Raw genomic sequence first — 25,393 nt, 5'->3', positions numbered from 1 at the left:
ATACGCGAGCAAATGCATGCAGGGCGCTGACCTCGTCGAACAGCTTGTGAGCTTGGTACGGTTATGGCAAGCTCACAAAACAACATGGAACTACTACCGCTAGCTGACCAAGATGCCTTAACTATGGCTAGACTGTCGCCTGTCCAGATTGTTATCCACCGGACCCTGTCACCCTGACAGAGAACTGTACAGAACATTAATTACGCCGGGATGCATGCCCGGCATAGAAGTTCTAGGCGATAGGGCGAAGCTATCACCAGGCGGCTTTTACCTTCCCCACCCAATAGGCTGGGGGAAATTCTTTTTGGCGGCGGTGGGTAGCGGAGGGTAAGGATTTGAATCTGGAGAAGCGGCAGCGTTCGCCTTTGACGAGGGATTCCGCCCTTTTACAGGGCCTATTCAATCTAGGGAATCCCTCGTCAACAGCGATCGGAAGATCAAATCCGTCCCGCAGCGGACTTCCATCCACAAAAGTCGCTCCAGGATCAAATCCGTCCCGAAGCGGCCTCCCCCCTCCAACTTGAATGTTCCCGTTGCCTCTCCTCCGTCATCTGCATATTAAAATGATCTGCCCCTTTGAGCTGGGCAGCTGCCATATCTGCCACTAGAGTTACACTCGATTCCATCGGCACAAAGCGGTATTTGTAGGCTGTAAGCCGATGGTCGGTTTCGTGAAATAAAATATCCTGAGCGTAATTCCCCCATCGGTCCTTGGGCATCAAATCAATGGTCATACCGGCATGCGCAGAGGGCAGCAGCATATTAGAGCCGTGGATGCCGATCACTAATCGGCTGGCTGCATATACCTTGCAGACCCGCAGCTCACTTTCCCGGTCGAAGCGTGTGACACGCTCATCAGAAATCCATGCCGGGAAGCTCCCGGTACGCCCAAGTCCAGCGACTGTAAAGCGATGATCCGGGAAGCTTTCTCTCAGCCTGCGGAACAGCCGTATGATTTTACTGCGCTGATGATAAATTAGCGGTTTTAGCCCACGTTTGAGCTGCGGAAATTTCTGTACCGCTCTTGCGATATGATGGCTGCCGCTCCACAAGCGGTCTTCCCTCCATACGAAGGTAATGCGCGGCTCCGGTTCACGATCCTCGTTATAACGGGAGACACCTGTAAACTGCTCAATATCAAACTGATTGGGATGTGAATACGCCGGGCTGACATACACCTCATCAAAACGCATCAGTTCCTCAATCATCCGATGATGTAGTACAGGATAAAAGTTTCGTGCCCTGCTGAACGGCACATCAACCGTCCAAATTTCAGACACATATGCTGGCACCATCCACTCCAGCGACTTTTGCACAATGACGATGATGCCCAGGTCCGGCGATTGCTCGTATTCGCGTTGCACATTGAGCAGCTTGAGCAAAGCATGACCATACAAATAATCCATTGTGTTGACGATGATTACACGTGTAGAAGCTTTCATTTTATGCACGGTCATGCCGACTGCTAAGTCATAGGAAGGATTCATCAACGATTGTCGCAAAGGTTCTCCGAGCCATTTTCTCGACTTCGCATCACCGGTCAGAATATAGTCAGGCATTTCTACACGATAAGGTGAATACGTGGCATGACCGACCCTCATGTCCTCAAGATACTCGCGTCCGCACCCCTCACACACAGTGCTGACACATACATGGATTCCCTGCCACAGCACCTCTCCACCACGTACCTTACCTCCACAATGCGGGCACTGTTCCTCATGCCGAACAAACGGTTTAATGGGTATCATGATTGTTCTCTCCAACTTTCGGTACTGTAATATGAACACGCCAGAAGGTCAGGATGGACTTCATCATCCAACCCAAATTAGATTTAACTTCCTTAAACAACAAATCTAATAGAAATACAGATATCGTAAAGGACAAAATCGTCGCCACTAACGACCCTCGGACACCAAGCAACGGGATTAGCGCGTAATTGAAAGCGATATTCGTGACCGCCCCCACCACCGAGGTCAGCAGCGTGTATCTGAACAAATTTTCATTGGTAATAAACAAGCTTTTAGCAACACTGAAGTTGGTGAAAAACAGACGAATCGCGAATAGAGACAACAGCGAACCTGCTTCGGTAAATTCTCTCCCATACAGCACAACCACTACCCATTGGGATAGAAAAAATAAAGGTATCGAGGTCACAAGAAAGCATATAAACATCAGCCGATACACCTTGGACAATGTCTGTCTGTACTCGTCGCTTCCTTTCTGCTTGGAACGCGTCACCACCGGAGCATAAGCCGTTGTCAGAACGACCGGAATGAAGCCCAACACTTCGATGAGTCGGAGTGCAACGGAGTATTGCCCAACCGCAGCGTTTCCCAGCAGTTCACCGATAATGACTTGGTCGATCCGTGCCTGTACATATACAGCGGAGGATGACAGTATAAGCGGCCAGCTGTGATTCATGATTCGCCGAGCTGTGGCTAAACGGAACGTCCATTGGTTCACGCGTCGTCCTTCCTTACGGAAGAAATACAGCAGCAGTAGGCTTCCCAACAGAAACTCTCCATGAGCACACAACGCCACCATCCATATCGGAACACCCGATAACAACAGAATGATTTTGACAGTGGAGCCGAGAACAAAAGCGGTATTCTTGGCAACAACCGTGTATTTGGACAGCATCTGCGCACGAAACCAGTAGTCGATGATATCAAACAATTGAAATACCGAGGCCGTAGCCAAGATCAGATTGATCAACCGCACCGAACTGTCTTCCGGTCTGAGTAGTGAAATGAAGGAATAGGACAGTACAATGGCTATCAGAGTACCTAACAATTTCAACAGAACCGCCGTACCCAATAGCTCATGCTCATCCTTGGGGTCTTTGACAAGATCGCGTACTAATATAGAATCAAAGCCAAGGGTCGTAAAAATCAGAAACATCCCGAAAAAGGATTCCGCATAATTCCACTTTCCCAGTTCCTCTGGTCCCAACACTCTCGCCATGATGATGCTGACTGCCAGGCCGAACACCATGCGAATCATTTTGTCACCGAACAGCCAGGATGTATTCACCAGCAAACTTCTGCGCGGTTTGGCGCGTTTTTCGACTAATGTCATAGGTTTTACTCCATCTTGAAAAATGACCTTGCGTACAGCGAAGAGACCCCCCGCTCAGGCGGATGGCCTCTCCATCTCTTACACGACGACAGAAGCTTCAACTGCAGCCTGCCTTTTTACCCGCTCCAAGTCTGTATCCACCATCATACGAATGAGCTGCTCGAAGCCTACTTCCAATCGCCAGCCCAGCTTTTCTTTCGCCTTGGCACAATCGCCGAGTAATAGATCTACCTCTGCCGGACGGACAAATTGAGGATCGATCACGACGTAATCCTCATAATTTAAACCTACATGGGAAAAGGCAATTTGCAGCAGTTCACGCACAGAATGCATTTCTCCCGTGGAAATGACGTAATCATCCGGTTGATCCTGCTGAAGCATCAGCCACATCGCCTTTACATAATCCCCTGCAAAACCCCAGTCTCGCAGTGAATCCAAATTTCCCATGCGCAGCTCTTGCTGCAACCCCAGCTTGATACGAGCTACCGCATCCGACACTTTACGCGTTACAAATTCCAATCCTCGACGTGGGGATTCGTGATTGAACAGAATGCCAGAGCAAGCAAACATATCAAAGCTTTCACGATAGTTCACTGTAATCCAATGGCCGTACACTTTGGCAACACCGTAGGGACTACGTGGGTAGAACGGGGTCGTTTCTGTCTGCGGTGTCTCCAGCACCTTACCAAACATCTCGCTGCTTGACGCTTGGTAAAAGCGCGCTTCCGGTTTGGCAATTCGAACCGCCTCCAGCATATTGGTGACAGATAATGCTGTAATCTGCCCTGTAGCCAACGGCTGCGGCCATGAGGCCGCTACGAAGGATTGAGCAGCCAAGTTGTAGACCTCATCCGGGTCGGACTGCCGAACGGCTTCAATCAATGAAGCCAGATCGGTCATATCACCGGAAAGCCAGTGGATGTCATTCTGGATATGCGCTACATTTTCAAAGTTCGGTGTGCTGGTTCGTCTGCGCATCCCGTACACCTCATAATCTTTGGATAGCAGCAATTCAGCCAGATAGGACCCGTCTTGCCCGGTAATTCCTGTGATCAGCGCTTTTTTCATTCCAATTCCCCCACCGTTTTTTTATTGTTCAACCAGATCCAGACCTTGAAATGCCTGATACACAGACTTTAATCCCTCTTCTAGTGAAATACGCGCCGACCAGCCCAGCCCGGAAATTCGGGATACATCTACCAACTTACGCGGCGTTCCATCAGGAGCGGAGGTGTTAAAGGTAATTTCTCCCTCATAGCCGACTACATTCTTCACTCGCTCAGCCAGCTCACGAATGGAGATATCCTCACCTACGCCGATATTTACAATTTCATTTCCCTCATAATTGTTCATTAGGAATAGACAGGCCTCAGCCAAATCATCAGAATGAAGAAATTCTCGCCGCGGCGTACCAGAACCCCATACTTCTACAGTCGGAGATTGATTCAGCTTGGCTTCATGAAACTTGCGGATGAGCGCAGGCAACACATGAGAAGTCTGGAGATCAAAATTGTCGCCCGGACCGTATAAATTCGTCGGCATCACAGAAATAAACCGGGTTCCATACTGACGGTTGTAAGACTGACACATTTTAATCCCGGCAATTTTAGCAATCGCATAGGCCTCATTAGTAGGCTCCAGTTCACCCGTGAGCAGATATTCTTCCCGTAACGGCTGCGGAGCAAATTTAGGATAGATACAGGTAGAACCTAGGAATAATAGCTTACTTACATTTGCCCGGTATGCCGCATCAATCACATTTGTTTGTATAAGCAGATTGTCACGGATAAAATCAGCCGGATATTCGTTATTCGCCAAAATCCCACCAACCTTGGCCGCTGCCAAAAATACATAATCCACAGGCTCTGTTTCAAAAAAATGATCTACTGCCTCTTTATTACGTAGATCCAGCTCACGGCTTGTGCGAGTAATAATATGACGGTAACCCGCTTCCTGAAGCGCTCGGACAATAGCGGAACCCACCAGTCCGTGATGCCCTGCTACATATATGTTGGAATGAAGATCCATACTTATCCCCTACCTTCTTCGTGAAAATGAAAGACTTTAATACGCATCCTTGGAGCCTAGCAGCACACGAAATGTTTTCAGCATAATAATCATATCTGTGCGGAAACTGCGTCTGGATATGTACTCCAAATCCAGTTCTACCATCTGGTTAAAGCTTAGATGATTACGGCCGCTGATCTGCCATAAACCAGTGCAGCCCGGTGTAACCGTCAGACGCAGCTTATCCCTCACTGTGTAATCATGGACCTCTCTTGGCAATGGGGGTCTGGGTCCTACCAGACTCATCTGCCCACGCAGTACATTGAACAGTTGTGGCAACTCGTCGATGCTCGTTCTGCGAAGAAAGCGACCCACACGGGTAATTCGGGGATCGTCCCGCATTTTGAACATCGCACCCTCAATTTCATTTTCCACCAGCAGTGCAGATAATCTGGCTTCGGCATCAGACACCATGGAACGGAATTTGATCATGCGAAACGGCCGCTCATTTTTTCCAATACGTACTTGATAAAATATTGCACTTCCTTTGGGGTCCTCCAGCTTAATCAGCAAAATGACAAGCAGAAATACCGGGCATAGCACGATGATTCCAATGAAAGACAATATAATGTCCATGCTTCGCTTCACAAACGGGTATACGTTCCATCCTTGCCGCCGTTCAAGCCCATGAGCGACCGAATAAACATCCACTGACGCACCCCGCACTTCGACCTCATTCGAGCGGGAAGAAGACACGTCTCATCACCTCGCTCCTTATTAATAAGTATTATTTATACATTGTTAAAAGAATTTTATATACTCTCATTTTCCTCCTTTTTATTCATGTCAGATTGCGTTCCTCCATCCCCCGCTCGGCACGGGTATTCGAACGCTTCACATTATTAAGTACTACGCCCAGAATGCGTGCCTTTACTCTTTCCAAATTCGCTTTTGCTTTCTTGACGACATCCTTTTTGACCTTCCCTGCCTGCACCACCAGAATGACTCCGTCACACATGGCGCTTATAATGAAGCCATCCGGAAAGGACAGCAACGGCGGTGTATCCATTAGGATCACGTCATAATGTTCTTTCAGCTCAACTAGCAGAGCATTCATTCTGCGAGAACTGAGCATCTCGGACGGATTGGGCGGGTTCGGTCCGGCTGTAATTGCATGCAGATGGTCAATCCCGGTTTCTTGAACCACATCCTGCCATGCCTGTTGATTGGCAAGCACCCGTGTCAGCCCTGTATGATTACGCAAACCAAACATATGGTGCAAGGAGGAACGGCGCAGATCCATATCCATAATCAGCACCTTTTTCCCCTCTTGCGCATAGGTTACAGCCAAATTGCTAATTGTGACCGTTCTGCCTTCACCCGCCTGAGCGGACGCCACCATCATAACCTCAATCGGCTCGTCTATAGAAGAAAACTGGATGTTAGTGCGAAGCATGCGGTACTCCTCCGAAACGGAAGACTGAGCATGTAGGGATGTAACGAGCTGATTATTGATTAATCGCGGCATATTGCCCTTCACCTACCTGTTTAGGAGTTGTAGTGGAGCTGTCAGAGCGTTTATCTTCTTTTTTCATTTTCGTAATCAGGGCTAGGGTAGGCAGACCGAGTTCTATTTCAATATCCTCTTCATTCTTAAATGTATCATCCAGTACCTCCAGCAGAAACGCCAAGCCTATTCCCAACAATAAAGAGGTGGCAAAAGCAATAAATATCTGTATAGTGGCATTACTGTTCACGGGAACTGCTGGATCATTCAGACTGGCTTCGCTTAGGATGGTGACATTGTCCATTTTCATGATAGAGGGGATTTGCCGTTTGAATACTTTGGCTACCGCATTGACGGTTTTCACAGCCTTCGTATACGATAAATCGCGGATTGTTACATCCATAACCTGTGAATCACCTGCGGTGTTCACTCTTAATTTTTGCGCCAATGCTGACGGAGTGACCTTAAGATCGGGGAAGCTGGCGACCACCTGATCCATAATCGCCGAGGAGATCATAATTTGCTTATAGGAGTTCGTTAAGGCTATATTCGTTTGAACTACACTGTAATCGACGACACCTGCACGATCCGGTCGTGGCGTCTGGTTGATAATGAGCTTTGCGGTAGCTTCATAAATCTGCGGGGTAAAATACATATTTTTTATGCCCACTACAGTACATACTAGCAGTACGATGCTACCAATCAACCACATTCTTTTACGGATCAAACGGATGTACTCTTTCAACTGCACAAGACCAGTCCTCCCTGATTGACTTGTTTTCGATGCAATAACGCTTGTACTGATCCTCTGCATAACGGGGAAAAGAACGGTGCATGACCCTCTAATCTATAGTAAAATGTTGTATAATAGCGCATAGAAGGTCTAGCCAGCGAATAAGCACAAAATGCTCATCATCGGTGGCCTCTTAGGGTATATAAACGAAGACATCAGTGAAAACTATTAAATAAAGATACGTTATGTAACTTACATAACTAATTTATGATACAAAACGTATCTTGTCAAGCGTAAACTTGCTTTTTTACCTTTCTTAACCTTGCCTTCAGGAGGAAAAACGGATGAATTATGGCACCCGCATCGCTGAATTACGAGAACATAAGGGATTAAAACAAGAGGAACTAGCACAATCCCTCGGAATTACGCGGGCAGCTCTTTCTCACTATGAAAAAAATAGGCGCAAGCCAGATTTCGAGATCCTGACCAAGCTCGCTGATATTTTCGGGGTAACGATTGACTACTTGGTGGGACGTACGAGCCATCCGGCGGCAATATTGGATTCAGATGTGAGGGAATTTGTGGACCAGCTTGAACTGTCCGATGAGGATATTCTGCAACGTTTCAACCTGACCATTGATGGACGCACCTTGTCTGAGGAAGAAGCCAAACGTTTTATTGCATTTGTCCGAATGGAACGAATGATGGAATAAAGAAAGCGGCCGACTGCTTCACGTCTCGCTCAAGTAAGACCAGCCGTTGGAATTTACACGCGCTTGTCCTTCCGGTATGTGGTTCCATCCGCGTCGCTTTCTAGCCATTCTGGCATCGTGAACCCACATTGGAGCAAAATGTCCCGGATGTCCAAGTGGATGGCAGCTTTGCCTGCTTTCTGTACGTTGTTTTGAAAAAGAGGGTTGTTCCCCCCTAATTCTGTCTCCTTGTTCATTCAGCACTAACCTCACTTTATTATTCTTGGTCACCGGAAAGAAATTTCCCACAAACCTTGTATGTATAGTCGTGAACAAAACTATTATATATGAATACACACCTGCAATGTTGTCGTCTTATGACGAGAATAAAAAAGGATTTTCTTATTTTTTTCTTCATTATACGTAAAGTATTGGCAAATCAGAACGATTTTCCAACAAAAAAGAACCTGTCAGGTCCTATTTTCTCCTGATAGGTTCTTTTTTGTTTTATTTCGAAATGATGTTAGGTATTCGAACTCTAAGGTCCTATATGCATTCCGATCTGATTAAGCGGCCTCGGCTGCCTGGGAAACCTGAGTACCTCCGGTCGCTCGGACTTTGTAGACATAGTGGCTTCCGGCTTTTACCGTGCGGTCTGTATACGTGCTTCCCGCTACTTGCGAGGCAATCACCTGATAGGCCCCGTCGGTTCCGTCAGCACGCAGCACATCATAGGAAGATACGCCTTCTGCCTGAAGCCAATTAATCTCTACCGCCCCATCCTGAACAGAGGCAGCCTTCACCCCTGTTGGAGCTGAAGCTGCGGTCTGATCTGTACTTTTTAATTCCAAAATATATTGTACCGCTTCGCCAGGGCCCAGCTTTTCTTCAAAATCAAGGGCAGGAGAAGCCTTGAGCCCTGATATGGAACGCTGTGCCTGACTGTAAGTGGAACCCGCTCCAAAACGTTCACCCGTGTACAAACCGGCATTCGGCATTGTCACCCGTACACGAACGGTCTGCGTGGTGGATTCGAAATTCACTAGATTTACCAGCAATTTGTTTGAAGTAGCGCCGCTACCTGCCAGCGGTTTAAGCTTGGACGTATCCACCGCACGCACATACACCATTTTATCCTTGGTATCCTCTGGATTCAGCACTGTATAAGTCAGAGGTTTCCCATGGGTGGCATAGGCTAGACTCAAGCGTCTCATGATCTTAACACGAGTGTCCTGTCCCTGCCCGAACGGATAAATTTCTGTGTTGGCCGGGTTATGACTTTGCAGATCGAAGCCTGTTTTAAACAGCGTATAATCTTTATAAAAAGCAGCGTGCTGGATAAACATATCGGCAAACCCAATTTGTGAACGCATAATCCGGTCGAATGCGGCTGCTTGTGGCTGACTAGCCCCGTAATCTGGATTATCTCGATGCGTATCATTGGTACCGAACTCCGTGTTCAGCATCTTCTTCGCCAGTCCGTCGCTCGAACCGCCGAAGGTTTTCAAATTTTGAATGAAGCTGCCTCCGCCCTCTTCATTATACGATTCACCATAGGCGTGTCCGTTAGTCAGGTCGGTGACTTCCTCCAGCTGTTTACGTTGTGCCGGGTCCCGTTCCCATCCATCTGGGTCACCGCATTTTTGCGTACCACTGGTTTGATTTTTGCACGCCTTGGTAGAGTACGTTGGCCAATAGGCCCAGCCGGGTGCTACGGTTTTGAGATGCGGTGCCAATTGCTTGCCTTCTGTATTCAACCACTTGGCCACAGCCAGATTTACCGCCTTGGAGCGATTAAATAATCCAGGTTCGTTATCTACTTCATAATATTGAAGGTAAGAACCGTATTTTTTTACATAATCGCGCAACTTTTGCTTGGCCGTCTCTGGCAGAGAACCATCTTTTTGCAGCTTAATATCACCTGTATATAAATACAAAGCAGACGATTGCATATTATACTGCTTTAACGTTTGATAGTAATCATCCACGTCTGTACATGCCTTACCCACATTACTGGCACAGGTGACCCTCATGACGTTGCCACTATAAGCAATGCCCAGCCATTTGAGAACGTATGGTAAATGCTTAACTGCACCCTGATCATAATAAAATTCTTTATTGTTCACATTTGTTCCGGTCAGTATATATTTACCGTGTACCGGTTCGGTCGCAGGTGAAGCTAACGTCTCCAAGCTCAAGTCATCCCAAGTCCACCACACATTTTTATCTTCTGCAGAGGAGCAGTATAGGCAGCGCGCTGTCTTTAGCTTGAGTACGTTAACACCGCTTTGCAATTGCTCTTTGGGTATATACAACTCGTAGTTGTTTTTGAAATTATAAGTACTCCCAGTACCGGATACCCCGGCAATCTGAATAATACCGGACAGCTGATGATTTGAAAATACAGCCATTTGCGGGACTGCTTTGCCCGCATCCAAAATCCGAACACGGAATATCATACCATTGGGAGGTATCTGGTTCAGCTTATACTGGAGTGTCAGTTCAGGGTTCGTGGACGCATTCAAACCGGGAGGAATATCTCCACTGCTGAGCAATACCGGAACTGTTGTACTCTCTTCTGCTACCGACAACGCTGACATTGCTCCTTTAGCAGATGATTCGGTAGAGGCAGCTGCTGTAGAAATGTCGATATTATCCCTGCCGACCACACCTTTGAATTCCGCTGAAGAGTCATCCCTCTGCCCCAGCTTCCATACTGGACTGGCAGCTGCTACTTTATCCGTCTGCAATTCTGCGCTTCTTGAAGGCGTGTATATAAACCAAGCGATCATCGCTATAGCTACGATCGCTAGTAGTCCAGATAAAACTCCTGTATACCTATGGGATAACCATTTTTTTATCATATGATCGACCCTCTCTCCTCAAATTTTTGGACCGGGAAAGAGTATTAATCAAGGAAGAAACAAAGCGTTTCCGGGAATCACCGCTTTCGCTTCATGCTGACTTTCCCACATTAGACGTGCCATCGCGTCGCCTTTTTCATCATAGTATTCTACTTTTAAATCTACCATTTTGCCTGCTTCCAAAGTCATACTGCCTTTACGCTCTGTCCAGCTTTGTTTGAACCAGCTGTCAATCACCAACTTGCCGTCTACCCATACACGGATACCATCATCGGATATCGTGGTGAACGTATAGGTCTCGCTATATTGCGGTTTGATTTTACCCGTCCAGCGAACCGAGAACTGATCGGCATTCACCTTAGGGTCAGCTGCATTGGCACGCCAGTTGTAGTCCAGCTTGCTATCTGTACGGATCAAAACAGGACTTCCATTCAAATTCATATTGTTAAAATATTCGCCACGCAACCCGTTCACATATACCACATCAGGAACAGAAGGAGGAGTCGGAGCTGGGGGAACGATCACTACTGGCGGAGCCGGGATAGGCTCACTTTGTCCCTCGTCCGGTAAGGTCGGTATATCTGTCCCAGGTGGTTGAATCGTTTCCAATCCATTCTTCACATCATCCCGCGTCAAACTCCTCGAATCATTCATATAATCCTGAATTTGATTTGTTGTGTTATTCTCAGTCAGCATCTTGCCCCAAGTCATGGAATATACCCATTTAGGTTGAGCCTGCAACACCTCAGAACTAGGCATCTCACCGTGCTCCCCAATGGCAATCGGCTTATTCCGTGCCAGCCCAAGCAGACCTTCGTAATGACTTTGCTTAAAATCATTGTTGTAGATATCTACTGCCAAGATGTCCACTCTGTCATCCCCCGGGTATTTCGGGGTGTACGGGACAGTATACGAATTGGGCGCATTCGGACTCCATACCCACAGCAGATTGTTCAATTGATGTGTGTTGGTAAAACGGTCGTACATGATATTCCATAGCTGATTGAAATTATTTTTGTTTCCCCACCAGAACCAGTCGCCATTCATCTCGTGGTAAGGTCTCCACAAAACCGGAACCCCTGCATCACGAAGCTGCTTTAACGATACAGCGACCTTATCCAGATCGGCAATGAGGAGGTTATACTGCGTAGTACCTGGGGTCACGTATTTGTTGAACTCTGTCTGACTTACTTTCGCCTGTACATTGGCCCAAGTCAGTGGCCTACCTGGTAGCGCTTCATGAAAAGTCATCGTCACAATACCACCGGATCTGTCCCAACGGATAGCACTATCGACGACATTTTTACGTTGCGCTGCTTCTGTAGCGTCAGATTGACCAGAGATAGCTCCCATCTCATAGCCGTGTACACCTACATATGCCTGACTGATTTTTTGGACCTTGTTACTTAATTCATCCGGACTTTCCAAATAATCATGCTGACCGGTGACTATTTTTTTCCCTGAGATGTTGAGTAAATAATTGTATAGTTCACGGGCCTGAATAGAAGCGTCCGAATTAACAGGTTGTAATGAAGCGGCATTCGCCACAGACAGAGAATCACCAAAACCGACGGGCAACAATGAAAAAAGTATAACAACGGGGAGTACATGACGTATCAGTCGATACAGAGGAATAAAATTGAATCTCACTTTCGCTCTTCCTTTCGGTAGCCAGGCTGCCATCCTTGTGGAAGGCCCTTTAGCTTTGCGTACCTGCCTTTCGACAGGGCTGCGTTTATCGTTGGAAGGAGTTTGGATTCCTTCTTACCCTAAGTATCGACTTTATTTTACCAAAATTTAATAGGTCATGTTCATGAATTTACAGGTTTTCGCCCAAATTCGACAGTTTGGGCCATGAATTTTCATGAATTTGTCTTTTTTTCGTTTTCACGAAAATAATTATGAGATAAATTGGTGACGGGAAATTTCATTCCAATCCATACAAAAGCGGACAATATCCTCTTCAACCAATTCAGAGCCAGTCTGCACCTCAATAAAATCCACATCGGTCACAGCCAAAATGCTATGCTTCGTCCCTTCAGGAATGCGGACTACATCACCAGCCTTTACTTTGTGTAGCTTCTCATTCAAAATAATTTCCGCTTCACCGCTAATAATGGTCCAGATTTCACTCCGTTTGAAATGAAGCTGGTAGCTGATATTTTTGCCTTTTCGTACGCGGATTCGTTTGGTCAATACCTCGTTACCCTCGTCATATTTGACATAATCCACAACCCGATACTGCCCCCAACGACGTTCTTCATACATTGGACGCTGATCATGAGCCTTGAGCACTTCTTTAATACGAGGACTTTCTGCCTTATTGGTCACAAGAATGCCATCCGGGCTAGCGGCTACAATCAGATCATTCGTTCCAATGATCGCCACAGGAATGTCCAACTCGTTAATAAGACTCGTATTGACGCAATCCTCCGTTACTACACCTCTGCCCACTTGTTGATTAGACATTTCTTCTGTGAGCGTATTCCAAGTACCTAAATCCTTCCAAAAACCATCATACGGAAGAACTACAATGTCCTTTTCCTTCTCGACTACTTCATAGTCAAAACTGATTTTTTCCAGAGATGCGTATTGCTTTTGCATTTCTTCATAATTCAGCGGCAATCCCTTGGATGCCAAGATATCCAGCAAATAACTTAATTTGAACGCAAAAACCCCGCAGTTCCATAGAGCATTGCGTTCAATCAGACGCTCCGCCTGCTCCCGGTCGGGTTTCTCTTGAAAATGGCTCACTTCGCGGTAGCCAGTGCTACCTTGGGTGGCATCGTTTTTCGGAATAATGTAACCATATTTCTCTGAAGGATAGGAAGGGACAACCCCGATTAATGCAAGCTTGCCTTCACTCTCCTGAAGCGTATGTTCCAGTTGGGCTACGGAGGCGAAGAAAGCATCCTCAACATAAGGATCTACAGGCAATATAGCTACAATTTCATCAGGTGAAACACCCGCAATGGAATATAAATAAGTCGCTGTCAGCGCAATCGCAGGAAAGGTGTCTCTGCGTTCTGGCTCAACAATGATACGCGTATTCGGCCCAACCTGACTCTGGATCATTTCGACCTGTGCTCTCCCTGTCGCAATAAACGAGGATTCTGATAATCCGTTGTCTCCCAATTGTCTCCATACCCGCTGTACCATGGATTCCGAAGTCCCCTCCGGGCTCTCCAGTACCTTCAAAAATTGTTTGGAACGGGAATCGTTGGACAAAGGCCATAATCTTTTACCGGAACCACCAGACAAAAGTACGAGCTTCATAACTCTCCACTTCCTCTCTATAATGTATGGGTGATCGGATGGGGCAGGGTTGAGTAGTCCGCTACGGGCTGGATTTGATCTTACGATCGCTGTTGGACCGGGATTCATTCGATTATATAAAATCGTATATAGGTTTGAATCCCGGTACAAAGGCGAACGCTATCGCTTCTCCAGATTCAAATCCACCCCTGCGCTACTCAAAAATGCATCATGCCGATCATATCGTTTATTGCAAAAGGCGCGACCGGACATTATTAAGTCCGGTCAGCCTGTAAAAATCTCACGCCTTCGGCAACAGCAATGGCGTCTTTGCGTCGCAGGAGCAGCATAGCGTATCCGCATGGTAGTGCTTGCTCCACAGGGGCGGCGCAGCGGCGCTTGACCGGAAGGAGCGGCCTCAACGGTGCCGCTCCTTCCGATACGCCCTTCCTACTCCCATCCCATAAGGTGGGAGTTTAAAAACTGTGACTCCACGGCGGAAAGCAGCGGAGCGGGCAGAATTGTTCTGAAGAAGCGTCAGCGTTTGCCTTTACCCCCGGATTTTAACCTTTGAATGTTTTATACAATCAAGAAAATACGGAGGTAACAGCAATCGGAAGAACAATCTGCACGCGCAGCGCCTCCCCCACCACCACAGTCACTTTTTAAACTTCCACTTTATCTCTGTTCCACCCACTCATCCGCGGACGACCCACGGAATAGTATTCCAGCCCGGAGCCTTGAATCTGTTCCTCGGCGAATACGTTACGACCGTCAATTAGAACCGGTTTGCGCAGAAGGGAGGCCAGTTGTACGAGATCGACCTTTTTGAACTCTTCCCAATCGGTCAACAGGCACACAGCGTCGCTACCTTCGGCGGCTTGCTGTGGGGATGAGCACCACACAATATTCGGGTGATCCACGTGCTCCTTGAATTTATCCATCGCAATGGGATCATACAGTTTGACAATTGCGCCTGCCTGAATGAGTGTTTCTACGATTTCCAGTGCTGGAGCTTCGCGGATGTCGTCTGTATTTGGCTTGAAGGCGAGGCCCCAAATGCCAATCGACACACCGTTCAGTTGACCCAGCGATTCACGCAGCTTGGATACAATCATAAAGCGCTGGTCGGTATTCACCTCGACCACCGATTTCAACAACTTAAATTCATAGTCTACATTACCCGCAATTTGGATAAGCGCATTTGTGTCTTTTGGAAAGCAAGAGCCACCATACCCGATCCCTGCTTGTAGGAAAGAGGAGCCGATCCGTTTGTCCATACCCATGCCATCAGCCACACAGGTTACATCGGCGCCAACCTTTTCGCAAATATTAGCGATTTCGTTAATGAACGAAATTTTAGTTGCCAGGAACGCATTTGACGCGTATTTGATCATTTCAGCACTACGGATATCCGTCACATAGATTTTATCCGTGAACACCTGATGCAGAGTGACCATTGTTTCACGCAATCCAGTATTGTCCAAACCAATAATGATGCGATCCGGATGAAGCGTATCATTGATGGCTGAGCCTTCTCTCAGAAACTCCGGCGCAGATACGATATCGAAAGACAAACTCGTGTGACGAGCCAATACGTCCTTAATCTTTTCGTTCGTTCCGACAGGTACAGTACTCTTGGTCATAATAATCTTATACCCGTTCATGGCTTTCCCAACATCAGCAGCCGCCTGTTCAATGTAGGACAAGTTCGCCTCGCCGTTAGCCAGAGAAGGCGTACCTACCGCCAAAATGACGATATCCGAGCGGCGTACCGCATCAGCCAAATCCGAAGTAAACTCCAATCGACCTGCTTCCAGATTCAGCGCGATCAATTCCTCAATACCCGGTTCATAAATCGGAGATTCTGCCCGGTTCAACATGTCGATTTTGTACTGCTCCAGATCGACACAAATCACCTCATTACCTTTTTGCGCAAAACATACACCCGAGACGAGCCCAACGTATCCAGTACCAATTACAGCCAGCTTCATTCCGTTCATCCTCCTTTTAGAAAGTTCACATAGGCTTGTTCTACATACTTTTTCAGTTGATCCTTGAAGTTATCTTCATCAAATTTGCGGGCATGGGTAATGATATCGTCCACATTCCATGCATGCTGCTCGACCTTTGCGACGGCCTCTAGCACATCCTCTACTTGATGCTTGCGGAAAAATACGCCGTTCACATGAGGAACAATCGTATCCAGCGCTCCCCCACCCTGAAAAGCGATGACAGGCCGTCCGGCCGCATTCGCCTCCAAAGGCGTAATACCGAAGTCCTCTTCGCCCGGAAAAACGAGCGCTCGGCATTCTGCCATCAGCTTGTTAACCTCTTCGTCCTCAAGCCTGCCGAGGAACTCAATGTTCGGGGCAGCCATACCTTCGAGTCGTTTACGATCTGGTCCTTCACCCACAATGCGCAGCTTGAGACCGTTACGTTTGAATGCTTCGATCGCGAGATCGATGCGCTTGTAGGACACCAATCGGGATACGATCAGGTAATAGTCACCGATGTTTGTAGCGCGTTTAAAACGGGATGTATTAATAGGTGGGAAAATGACATCCGAATCCCTTTGGTAATAGTGCAAAATTCTTCTTTTAACAACCGAAGAGTTGGCGACAAACTGGTCTACGTTGCGCGAAGTTTTGGCATCCCATGTTTTCAACCGGTTCATGTACAGCTTTAGCATGTTTTTGAGCAGGTTGGATTTGGACTGCCGGGCCATATATGTATCGTAATCCCAGGCAAACCGCATCGGTGTGTGACAATAACAAATGTGAAACGTATGTTTGGGTACCTGGATGCTTTTCATAAATGCACTGCTGGAGCTTAAAACAATATCGAAATCCCTAAAATCAAAATCACGGATAGCGATGGGATATAGCGGCAGCACTCCTTTGAAGTTGGCCTTCACTCCTGGGACTTTTTGTAGCCAAGTGGCTCTAATATCCGCATCTTTCAAGTTACGCGACAGGCGGTCGTCGCTGAACACCGTTGTGAAGATAGGAGCCTCCGGATACATATCGTGGAATACCTCTACTACCCTTTCCGCTCCGCCCATTTGGATTAAGTAATCGTGTGCTATCGCTATTTTCATCTAAATCATCCTTTAACGCGAATGTCGGTCAGACTCCTGCCAACAAACCCTTATAGTAATGAACTATATCCTTAACTGTGTTCTCGATGACAAAATGCTTCTTGACCCGTTCCATCCCTCTCTCACCCATCTGCTGACGTTCCTGTGGATGCTCCAACATCCAGCGGATGGCTTCTTCCAGCTTAGCCGGGTCACCCGGTTCAATAAGTAGCCCGGTTTCATGGGGTACCACCGTTTCCTTGGGTCCACCCTCATTGGAAGCAATCACTGGGAGACCAGCAGCCATGCCTTCAATAATGACCTGACCGAATGGTTCTGGTGTAATAGAGGTATGAATCAGTAAATCACAACGCTGCATCAGGCCTTGAATGTCATCGACGTGCCCCAGCAGATTGACATTAGCCAACCCGTATTCGCGCATCGTGGACTCTAATCGTTGCTTGTATTCCTCTTCTCCGAACAATGCATCTCCAGCCAGCCAGAATTTCACGCGCTGATCTGGTAAAAAGGAACGTGCCGCTTCCAGTAAAATATGTTGTCCCTTCCATTCCGCCAATCTGCCGACCAATACGACGTTAAACGAGTCATCACCACGTGAATGCGCAGCCGTGTCACGTGCTGTAATTGCTTTGGCAAAAGCGGAATAAACGACGAGCGTCTTTTTGTCCGGGGGTAACTCCAATGCACTCAGCGTGGACTTGGAATTGGCAATCACTCCGTTGGGCAAAAAGCGGGACATCAGCCGAATCCCTTTGGCTACAATCGGCTTCAGATACGGCGGACCGATGTGATCACGGATATGCCAGATCAAGGGCAGCTTCGCCGATTTGGCAGCTACTGTACCATACAGTGCAGACTTGAGCGAGTTCGTGTGAACGCACACGACCTTTTCCTCACGCAGCAAGGGCGCAAGTTTTCTACCGTATGCCAGCAAACGAAAAGCTGCTGCAGGCGCACCTAGATTCACGGCGTTCCGTCCCCGATTGCGAATCGAATCGTCCAATGGAACGATGCGCACATCAATATCACGCTGCCGAAGCCGATCTGCCAAATCGCCCTCCTCTGCCAAAATAACGAGCGGGTCGATATGTTCCCCGATATTCGTCAGTATGTTATACAAAGCGACTTCGCCGCCGCTCCATCTTGCCGTATGGTCAATATAAGCTACTCTCATCATTTCGCCGCCGCCTTTCTGTCAAGGACCTGTCGGAACACCTCTTCCACCTGCTCCGCTACATGTCCCCATGTATATCTGCTCAGGACATGGTCCCGGCATTCCCTTGCATTCGGTAGAAGTTCACGATGATCCAGCACACGCAGCAACCCTTCAGCAATGGCTTCACTGTCCGTTCCCTGGAACAATAGCTCGGGACGGAATCCCCTTAAAATTTCCTTGCTACCGCCCACAGGAGTGGCCAGCACTGGCAGTCCCGAAGCCATTGCCTCCACCGTGATCAGACCGAAACCTTCCAGCGCCTGTGTAGGTACGACGAACAAATTCGATGCTTGGTGGTACAGTGGAAGCTCCTCATCCGACACATAACCGAGCAGCCTTACATGGTTATGAAGATTGTATTCCGCTACCTTGGAAGCCAATTCCTCCATCAAGGGGCCCTTCCCTCCAATCAGCAGCAGATGATCAGGATGACGCTCGGTTACTCGTCGCCATGCTTCGAGTAGCTGTAGCAGTCCCATTCGATTAACAAGACGACGAACGGTTAGCACAATCGTCGCGTTTTGCGGCAAATTCAGACGCTCTCGTACTGCTCCCCGATCCTCTGCTGGGTGGAACCTTTCTACATTCGCCGCTCCGGGAATAATGTGAATTTTGCTGAGTGGAACCTTATAGTGCTCATGCAAAATATTCCGAAAAGTCTCGCTAAGCACTATAAATTTATCCGACAGACCGTAGGCCTTCATTTCAATGGATTTAGCCAACGTCGTTTTTAGAAAATGCTTGATACCCTGTCCTTCAATCTTCATTTCCTCCGTCCACGGTCCGTGAAAGGTGGTAACTACCGGGATTCCTCTTTTTTTCGCCTCCAGCGCTGGCCCGACACTATAGGGAGCAAAATGGGAATACAATATATCCATCGGTTGCTTGTCGAACAACTCTGCTGCATATTTTTGCATTAGCTCCCGGCGCTTCCAGATGGATTGCTGCTTGCTGCCAATCGTATGAATCCGAATACGGTCGGGTGCTTGCGGCTGCTCGTCACTACAGATTAGAGCATCCAACGTATTGCGCTCTAACGTAAGCTGCTCACAGATCGATTGGAAATATGTGTTGAGGCCTCCTGGCTGCAAAGACGGCCAGCTCAACCCCGTTGCCGCAATACGAAATCCGTTATTGTACGACATAGCTGGTTTCTCCTTTCTGCTCGGTATGTCCGTCATCCACGATTTCTATCTTTTTTCGCCGCTTGGTTAGCTCATAATGCTTGAAGCAGACGAGAAACTCATACATCACCCAGAAAACGGCTACGGCAAAACCCGCCAATCCCTTGCGGTATAAGCCTTGGACAAAATACTTCTGCACAAAGCGGGCAGGAGGCCGCCACAACAGTCTGGTCATCCGAAAGGATCTTCCTTTGTTAAACGCCGTCTCTGCTTCCAGATCTGTATATTTATTAAAACGGGTCATATGATCACTGATGCTGCGGAAGCCGTAGTGCCATAACACACCCTCCAGATTGACAATCTGGGAAGAGGCTACATCCGGCATTTCATGAACAAGACTATTCGTAATGCCATAAATACGACGATTGTACAAACGAACCAGATATTCGCCTTTATTCATCCATTTGCCGAGAAAATCACCAATCCGAAATACGGAATATGCTTTGGCCGGATCGTGGAGCGTTTCTTTTACTTTCAACAAATCTCCAAGCAACTCTGCATCCACTACTTCGTCCGTATCAATCAGGAATATCCAATCAAATTCCGCTTTTTCAACACCAAACATGCGCTGCTTGGCATAACCGGGCCACGGGTTAGAAAACACCCGACAGCCCAAGGATTCAGCTACCTGAATCGTATTGTCCTTGCTCCCTCCGTCAATGACGACGATATCGTCCGCAAAGGGCTTGCAGGATTTAATGGCGGCTGTGATTCGAGTGCCATCATCCTGAGCGATAATAACTACGGATATCCGGTTGTCCGCGGGAACGCTAGACATGTGGTTCATTAGCGGGTGCCTCCTTCTTTATCTAACCGTTAACTGGCTTTTTCCGGATGTAGTGTGACATCGTTGATCGGAGCCATTGAAAATCTTGTTTGGAAATAAGCAGTCTTGGAATCTTCATTTTTAGAACGAATTTAACATTACATAAAATGAAAATGAACCGTAGAATCCCCGAAGACAGCATTGCTATCCCTGCACCCGTCAATCCATATCTCGGCACGAGTATGGACAGCAATGGAATGACGAGCGCCAATCCGACACCCTGTAGAATGGTAACCAGTTTGGGCTTACCCAACGCCATAAATTGTTGTGCCAGCACCATGGTCCCTCCACTGATAGCAACCTCAAGCACAAGGAACCGGAATACCGTAAGCGCTTGTTTAAACTCTTGACCATATAACAATGTAAATACGAACGGAGCAATCAGCATCAGCATCATCGCAGCCAGAAAGGTTGCTGTTGATGTCACTCGAAATGCCCGAAATGTTATGTCCACCGCCTCTTCCTTATTCAGACCAGAGGCTTTGGGAAACAGCACGACAATGATCGAGGTAGAAAATACATTCACCATCCTGGCCAAGCTGACCGCTACTGCATATAAACCGAGATCAGCGGGTCTGAGCAGACCCGCAATCAAAATCTGATCAATATAAGTGGAAACCTGCCCCATGAGATCATTTCCGTATGAACCCATACCGTAGGTAAAGAGATTTTTAAATTGCGTCCAGCTGTTCTTTACCTTGGGTTTGTACAGCCGAATCATTCGTATCGTGACACCGATATAAATCGGCAAGCCTGGTAGTAAATAAGCCAATGCCGAGGTGTACGGATTCATATTTCCGGTTAGGATCAGAATCGCCAGACCCAGCAACGTACTTAGCGGTACCAGATACCGGAATAAATTGTACTGCTTATATTCCGAGCGAACTTGAAGCAATGCATTATTGATCTGTGAAATCGCTATGAGCGGACACATCATCATGGAACACTGCGCGAAAAGGATGACCGATGAAGAAAAAGAGCGCAGCCAATAAGGAATTAGAAATACTCCGACGAGTGTCGCCAAGCCCCCGAACATGGTAGCCAGCAACAAGGCCAAACCATACAGCTTGCCCGTTTCCTCCGGTTTCCTTTTCGCATTGTAAATCAATGCAGAAGGGACACCGAAGCTCATGCAGAAGGCGAGAAATTGAGACCAGTTCACCATCGCTGTCTGTTCCCCGCGTCCAGTAGGACCCAGGAATCGTGCCGTTAGCACACCAGTCAGCATGTTCACGACGAGAATCAGCATACTGAATATCATCGTTTTTACTGCTGCAGAGCTGTTATCCTTGCTTTTGGCAAACCGAATCACTGTGGACCATAGTGTCCGGACAGGTGCGGATAATGCTTGTAAGTTTTGCACAGCCTTTACCTTCTTTCCGCGATGACATCTTTTGCCCATAGTCCTATTCCGATCATCATCCAGATCAGATAGCCGCGCATACCCGGGAAACCATTATCCGATATGAGACTGGCTACAGCTCCAGCCCACGTAGCCAACGCCAGTCTGATATAAGGCTGACTGGAATCTCGTTCGGCAATACGGACGAGAAGGCGCTTGATGATAACGAACAGACCACCGAAGAAAAAGAATGCTCCGAAAATACCGAAGGTGAGGAAAATGGCAATATACCCATTATCCATAATCCCAAGTTCACCGAGATCGCCGCCGTTATCAAGCTTGGTTCCGATTCCTACACTCCCGATCCCCTGCCCGACTGGATTGCTAGTAATCGCCGGAAGCATCGTATGCAGTAAATCCAAACGCTCGTTGTACGAATGATCCTGTTGAATATCCGTCAACGTCTGCATACGAGCCACCAAACCCTCTGCCCCTGGAAGTTTTGGAACAATAATGTAGAGAAGAAGACCGACGACAGCTAGTTGAACCAAGGTCTTCCACTTCCCCGTGGAAGATGAACTGAGAATATAAGCCAGCAACATGACGAATGCAATTAGCCAGGCTGAACGTACCAGCGTGATTAAGAGACAAACGACCGTCAGCAGGATTCCGATCCATCCCAAAGTGCCACGCCAACGTTTTTCCATTAGCATGGGTACAAGTGCCATTGCCAGGAAAATAGCGCACGGACCGGGCGAGTTCATGGAAGAAAATACTCTGATTTGAAGTGGTTCTGGAACACCAATGGAATTCATTTCTACATGATTCATCCAAAATGCATCCCACGGAGGCACCGTCAAGTACTGGATAATGCCGTAAATTGCCACAAGAACAGCAATGTTGGCATATGAATACAGCAGTCGGTCCAGCTCCTTCGCCTTCATGGGCTTAATCGCAAGATAAGGCAACAGGATCAAAGGAACCACATAATTGGCTAAATCATAAGCAAAAACAATACCATTTTTGAATAACCCGACGACACTTCCGTAGGCCAATTCCATGCCGAAAAATACAGCAATTCGGGTTAATGGCTTTTCCGCCAGATGAATACCCCGCAGCACAGGAATAATCAACATGCTGCTTACCAGCAGCGGTGCCACACTCAACAAGGAAACCGAGTGGTAGGTTCCCTCCAACCAATCCGCAATACGGCGGATTTCCGGGCCTACTGCCCACACTACCAGCGTGTAAGGAATCAGTAGCCGGGATTGCAAGATCGCCAGCAGGAAGGCCGGAAAAACGAGCGCCAGCAATATGGCTCCCTGCTGGCTCATGGTGGGATTCATCTTGGCGCTGGCAAATCCGATGGCGAGTGGCAGCATACAAGCCAGCAACCCCATGCCGATCATGCCGATTCCACGCCGATTTCCTAGCCAAACGGAAATCTGCTGATCTGCCAACCGACTCATGTTTCTCACCCCTGACCTCCCTTCATCCGCTTCCGCTTGAACATCTCCTTAAACAGCAGAACGAGAAATTGGGAATCCTCAATCAAATATCTTTTCCACAATCGTTTAGGCTCCTGAGACAATCTCCAGAACCATTCAAATCCCGTCTTCTGCATCAGCTCCGGTGCTCTTTTCACATTTCCCGACAGGAAATCAAAGGTCGCTCCCACCCCAATCGAAATCGGAGCGCGGTAAGTCTCATAATATCTGTAAATCCATTTTTCCTGTTTAGGTGCGCCTACACCAACAAAAACGATGTCCGGGCGAGCCTCTTGCAGCAATTGGACAATGTGTCTGTTCTCCTCTTCGTTTTTCTCAAATCCATAAGAAGGAGAGTAACAGCCCACCACGTTCATGTTCGGATAAGATTCCTGGAGATTGAGCATAGCCTTCTCAGGAATACCGTCAGCTGCACCCAGAAAAAATAAACGATAGCCTCGATCCTCAAAAGCCTCCCCCAACCGAGTGAACAAATCTGACCCGGACACTTTTTGTTTGAGGGGCTTTTTCAGTAACTTGGACGCCCATATGATAGGCATCCCATCGGCCACTACAGCTCCGGCATCTGAATACACCTTGCGGAATTCATCATCCTTGCGAAGCTTGATCACATGATCGACATTACAGGTCAAAATGTAGGAATGACGCTGATGTTCAATAGAAGTATCTATAAATTCGAGTAGATCATTAAAATCGTAATTATCAAAGTTGACATCGAACATGTTCACTCTGCTCATCGTATCACTTCTCTTTGCGAAAATCGGTTTGAGTAGATGTCTGGTATAACGCGTTTAAATACCAGCAAAATGGAATAATCATCTGAACCGTCGACAACGTATTATCTGAAAACGAGTAGATCAGAAAGCCTGCAATTAAGCTTGCAAAATAAGGTTTGATAGACTTGGCAAGCGACCGGTAAATGAGAGCGAACACGATCAGCAATGAAAGCATTAATAGCCCGCAACCGATATATCCCGTGTCAAAATAAAAGCGAATATACTCATTATGCGGTACAACGAAACCATTGAATAACGTCCCGTCGTTCGCAACCGTTACCGCGCCAAGACCTCTACCTGACCAAGGGTAATCATGTACTCTGTTCAAAAAATATTCCCATGCCTCCGAGCGTCCCGACAGGTCAATGCCTGTATCGGTCTCCCGTTCGAAGGAGCGTTTTTTTAAATTGTTCCATTGCAGGGCCACCGCCCCCAGAGCAACCAAAAACGATCCGGCCAGCGGTAGCAAATAATTGACTTTCCCCTTGAGGTACTGACGGGCAATATCAAACAGATACACAGCAAACATTAATAACAATGCCAGAATCGGTCCACGTGTACCGGTGGCGATCAGAATCAAAAAGTTCAGTGCCAACACTGTGTAATAAAAAGCGGCTTGCTTGGGTTTGCGCTTGACCTCAATTAGAGAGACGGCAATTCCGAGAAAGGAGAGCATTGCCAGATGCGGCGGTATATTCGCTCCTTGTACTCTGACTGCGCCCGTAAATTCCACATCCGTAAACGAATGCAGCCCTAGAACCTGCAAACCCAGCCCAATGACCACACTAATAATTGGCAACAGACTGATCAGTCGGATATGCTTTTCTGCCACATCCTTTTTCCACTGGATCAGTAAAAAAAAGAAAGGGAGTGATAAACCGACGAACGCCTTGACGGCAATCGAGGTCGTTAACAAAGGCATCCATGCTGAAAATCCAAATGTGATCCCCAGCATGATCACCAATGCCCAGACCGGATAGCTGAACTTGAGACGTATGCCATACACGAGCATGCACGGCACCAGCAGAGCCAAAATGCCCAATTTGTACAATGACAAAATCTCAATACCGAACACGCCGCCCTGATACAAAGAATCGACTGAGACTGCTGTACTTAGCAAAACAGCATAGCTGATGCGCTCCGGATGATGGATAGAAACAGCCAGCAAGAGCAGTAAACATACCGCCGCAATACTGACCACCGGCTGATAGGTAGCCGCAATTCCTACAGCAAGAGCGCCCAGTAGAAAAATAAAAACATGCTGTATGGTGTTTATTCTAGTAGTCCAAGGATAGTTACTCATGT

22 protein-coding genes and 1 riboswitch are annotated in these 25,393 nt (G+C 47.5%); of the genes, 1 reads left to right on the top strand and 21 read right to left on the bottom strand.

Going from position 1 to position 25,393, the window contains the following annotated elements; translation table 11 throughout:
- Positions 1–485: 485 nt before the first annotated feature.
- From MKY98_RS06355 to MKY98_RS06325, 7 genes are all read right to left on the bottom strand, one after another.
- Positions 486–1,748, bottom strand: a complete 1,263-nt coding sequence (locus MKY98_RS06355) for a hypothetical protein (RefSeq protein ID WP_029516211.1) — start codon at positions 1,746–1,748, stop codon at positions 486–488.
- Positions 1,735–3,078, bottom strand: a complete 1,344-nt coding sequence (locus MKY98_RS06350; RefSeq protein WP_029516210.1) for a flippase — start codon at positions 3,076–3,078, stop codon at positions 1,735–1,737. The genes MKY98_RS06355 and MKY98_RS06350 overlap by 14 nt, the downstream gene beginning before the upstream one ends.
- 78 nt (positions 3,079–3,156) lie before the next feature.
- Positions 3,157–4,146, bottom strand: a complete 990-nt coding sequence (gmd, locus tag MKY98_RS06345) for a GDP-mannose 4,6-dehydratase (RefSeq protein WP_029516209.1) — start codon at positions 4,144–4,146, stop codon at positions 3,157–3,159.
- Between the two features lie 21 nt (positions 4,147–4,167).
- Positions 4,168–5,106: a GDP-L-fucose synthase gene (gene fcl, locus MKY98_RS06340; protein WP_069012566.1), complete on the bottom strand. Its 939-nt coding sequence runs from the start codon at positions 5,104–5,106 to the stop codon at positions 4,168–4,170.
- 36 nt (positions 5,107–5,142) lie between these two features.
- Positions 5,143–5,841: a sugar transferase gene (locus tag MKY98_RS06335; protein ID WP_029516207.1), complete on the bottom strand. Its 699-nt coding sequence runs from the start codon at positions 5,839–5,841 to the stop codon at positions 5,143–5,145.
- 85 nt (positions 5,842–5,926) lie between these two features.
- A complete protein-coding gene (locus tag MKY98_RS06330; RefSeq protein ID WP_069012565.1) occupies positions 5,927–6,613 on the bottom strand; it encodes a CpsD/CapB family tyrosine-protein kinase in 687 nt (228 codons plus the stop codon).
- Entirely contained in the window at positions 6,594–7,343 is a 750-nt protein-coding gene (locus tag MKY98_RS06325) for a YveK family protein (RefSeq protein WP_029516205.1), read from the bottom strand. The genes MKY98_RS06330 and MKY98_RS06325 overlap by 20 nt, the downstream gene beginning before the upstream one ends.
- A gap of 326 nt (positions 7,344–7,669) precedes the next feature.
- Here MKY98_RS06325 and MKY98_RS06320 point away from each other — a divergent pair, with 326 nt between their 5' ends.
- A complete protein-coding gene (locus MKY98_RS06320; protein ID WP_025720479.1) occupies positions 7,670–8,038 on the top strand; it encodes a helix-turn-helix domain-containing protein in 369 nt (122 codons plus the stop codon).
- 53 nt (positions 8,039–8,091) lie between these two features.
- On the opposite strand, the gene MKY98_RS06315 is transcribed toward MKY98_RS06320, so the two are convergent.
- The 14 genes from MKY98_RS06315 to MKY98_RS06250 all read right to left on the bottom strand — a co-directional run bounded on the left by MKY98_RS06315 (position 8,092) and on the right by MKY98_RS06250 (position 25,391).
- The gene (locus tag MKY98_RS06315; protein WP_069012564.1) at positions 8,092–8,274 is read right to left on the bottom strand and encodes a hypothetical protein; all 183 of its coding nucleotides are present in this window, start codon (positions 8,272–8,274) and stop codon (positions 8,092–8,094) included.
- A 309-nt stretch (positions 8,275–8,583) separates the two neighbouring features.
- Positions 8,584–10,881 (bottom strand): hypothetical protein, encoded by a 2,298-nt coding sequence (locus MKY98_RS06310; RefSeq protein ID WP_069012563.1) that lies wholly within the window; start codon positions 10,879–10,881, stop codon positions 8,584–8,586.
- A gap of 48 nt (positions 10,882–10,929) precedes the next feature.
- The gene (locus tag MKY98_RS06305) at positions 10,930–12,531 is read right to left on the bottom strand and encodes a glycosyl hydrolase (protein WP_029516202.1); all 1,602 of its coding nucleotides are present in this window, start codon (positions 12,529–12,531) and stop codon (positions 10,930–10,932) included.
- A 13-nt stretch (positions 12,532–12,544) separates the two neighbouring features.
- A riboswitch (cyclic di-GMP riboswitch) is annotated at positions 12,545–12,625 on the bottom strand.
- A 155-nt stretch (positions 12,626–12,780) separates the two neighbouring features.
- Positions 12,781–14,157: a sugar phosphate nucleotidyltransferase gene (locus tag MKY98_RS06300; protein WP_029516201.1), complete on the bottom strand. Its 1,377-nt coding sequence runs from the start codon at positions 14,155–14,157 to the stop codon at positions 12,781–12,783.
- A gap of 254 nt (positions 14,158–14,411) precedes the next feature.
- Positions 14,412–14,558, bottom strand: a complete 147-nt coding sequence (locus tag MKY98_RS06295) for a hypothetical protein (RefSeq protein ID WP_176715759.1) — start codon at positions 14,556–14,558, stop codon at positions 14,412–14,414.
- 243 nt (positions 14,559–14,801) lie between these two features.
- Positions 14,802–16,130: a UDP-glucose dehydrogenase family protein gene (locus MKY98_RS06290; protein WP_029516200.1), complete on the bottom strand. Its 1,329-nt coding sequence runs from the start codon at positions 16,128–16,130 to the stop codon at positions 14,802–14,804.
- 5 nt (positions 16,131–16,135) lie between these two features.
- On the bottom strand, positions 16,136–17,236 hold the full coding sequence (locus tag MKY98_RS06285; protein WP_029516199.1) for a glycosyltransferase: 1,101 nt from the start codon (positions 17,234–17,236) through the stop codon (positions 16,136–16,138).
- Positions 17,237–17,264: 28 nt separating this feature from the next.
- Entirely contained in the window at positions 17,265–18,413 is a 1,149-nt protein-coding gene (locus MKY98_RS06280; RefSeq protein WP_029516198.1) for a glycosyltransferase family 4 protein, read from the bottom strand.
- Entirely contained in the window at positions 18,410–19,597 is a 1,188-nt protein-coding gene (locus tag MKY98_RS06275) for a glycosyltransferase family 4 protein (RefSeq protein ID WP_069012210.1), read from the bottom strand. Before MKY98_RS06275 ends, MKY98_RS06280 begins: the two co-directional genes overlap by 4 nt.
- Positions 19,584–20,423 carry a glycosyltransferase family 2 protein gene (locus MKY98_RS06270; protein ID WP_039269533.1) on the bottom strand — a complete coding sequence of 280 codons (840 nt, stop codon included), beginning with the start codon at positions 20,421–20,423 and terminating at the stop codon, positions 19,584–19,586. Before MKY98_RS06270 ends, MKY98_RS06275 begins: the two co-directional genes overlap by 14 nt.
- A gap of 22 nt (positions 20,424–20,445) precedes the next feature.
- Positions 20,446–21,825, bottom strand: a complete 1,380-nt coding sequence (locus MKY98_RS06265; protein WP_029516196.1) for a lipopolysaccharide biosynthesis protein — start codon at positions 21,823–21,825, stop codon at positions 20,446–20,448.
- Between the two features lie 5 nt (positions 21,826–21,830).
- Positions 21,831–23,273 carry an O-antigen ligase family protein gene (locus MKY98_RS06260; protein ID WP_069012211.1) on the bottom strand — a complete coding sequence of 481 codons (1,443 nt, stop codon included), beginning with the start codon at positions 23,271–23,273 and terminating at the stop codon, positions 21,831–21,833.
- A gap of 5 nt (positions 23,274–23,278) precedes the next feature.
- A complete protein-coding gene (locus tag MKY98_RS06255; protein WP_013309155.1) occupies positions 23,279–24,049 on the bottom strand; it encodes a WecB/TagA/CpsF family glycosyltransferase in 771 nt (256 codons plus the stop codon).
- 4 nt (positions 24,050–24,053) lie between these two features.
- The gene (locus MKY98_RS06250; protein WP_039269528.1) at positions 24,054–25,391 is read right to left on the bottom strand and encodes an O-antigen ligase family protein; all 1,338 of its coding nucleotides are present in this window, start codon (positions 25,389–25,391) and stop codon (positions 24,054–24,056) included.
- Positions 25,392–25,393: the final 2 nt, after the last annotated feature.

The sequence above is a fragment of the Paenibacillus sp. FSL M8-0228 genome (genome assembly GCF_038007385.1).
Lineage (GTDB): Bacteria > Bacillota > Bacilli > Paenibacillales > Paenibacillaceae > Paenibacillus > Paenibacillus polymyxa_D.
The sequence above is the reverse complement of the archived record's forward strand: the minus strand, read 5'-3'. Positions and strand labels throughout refer to the sequence as shown.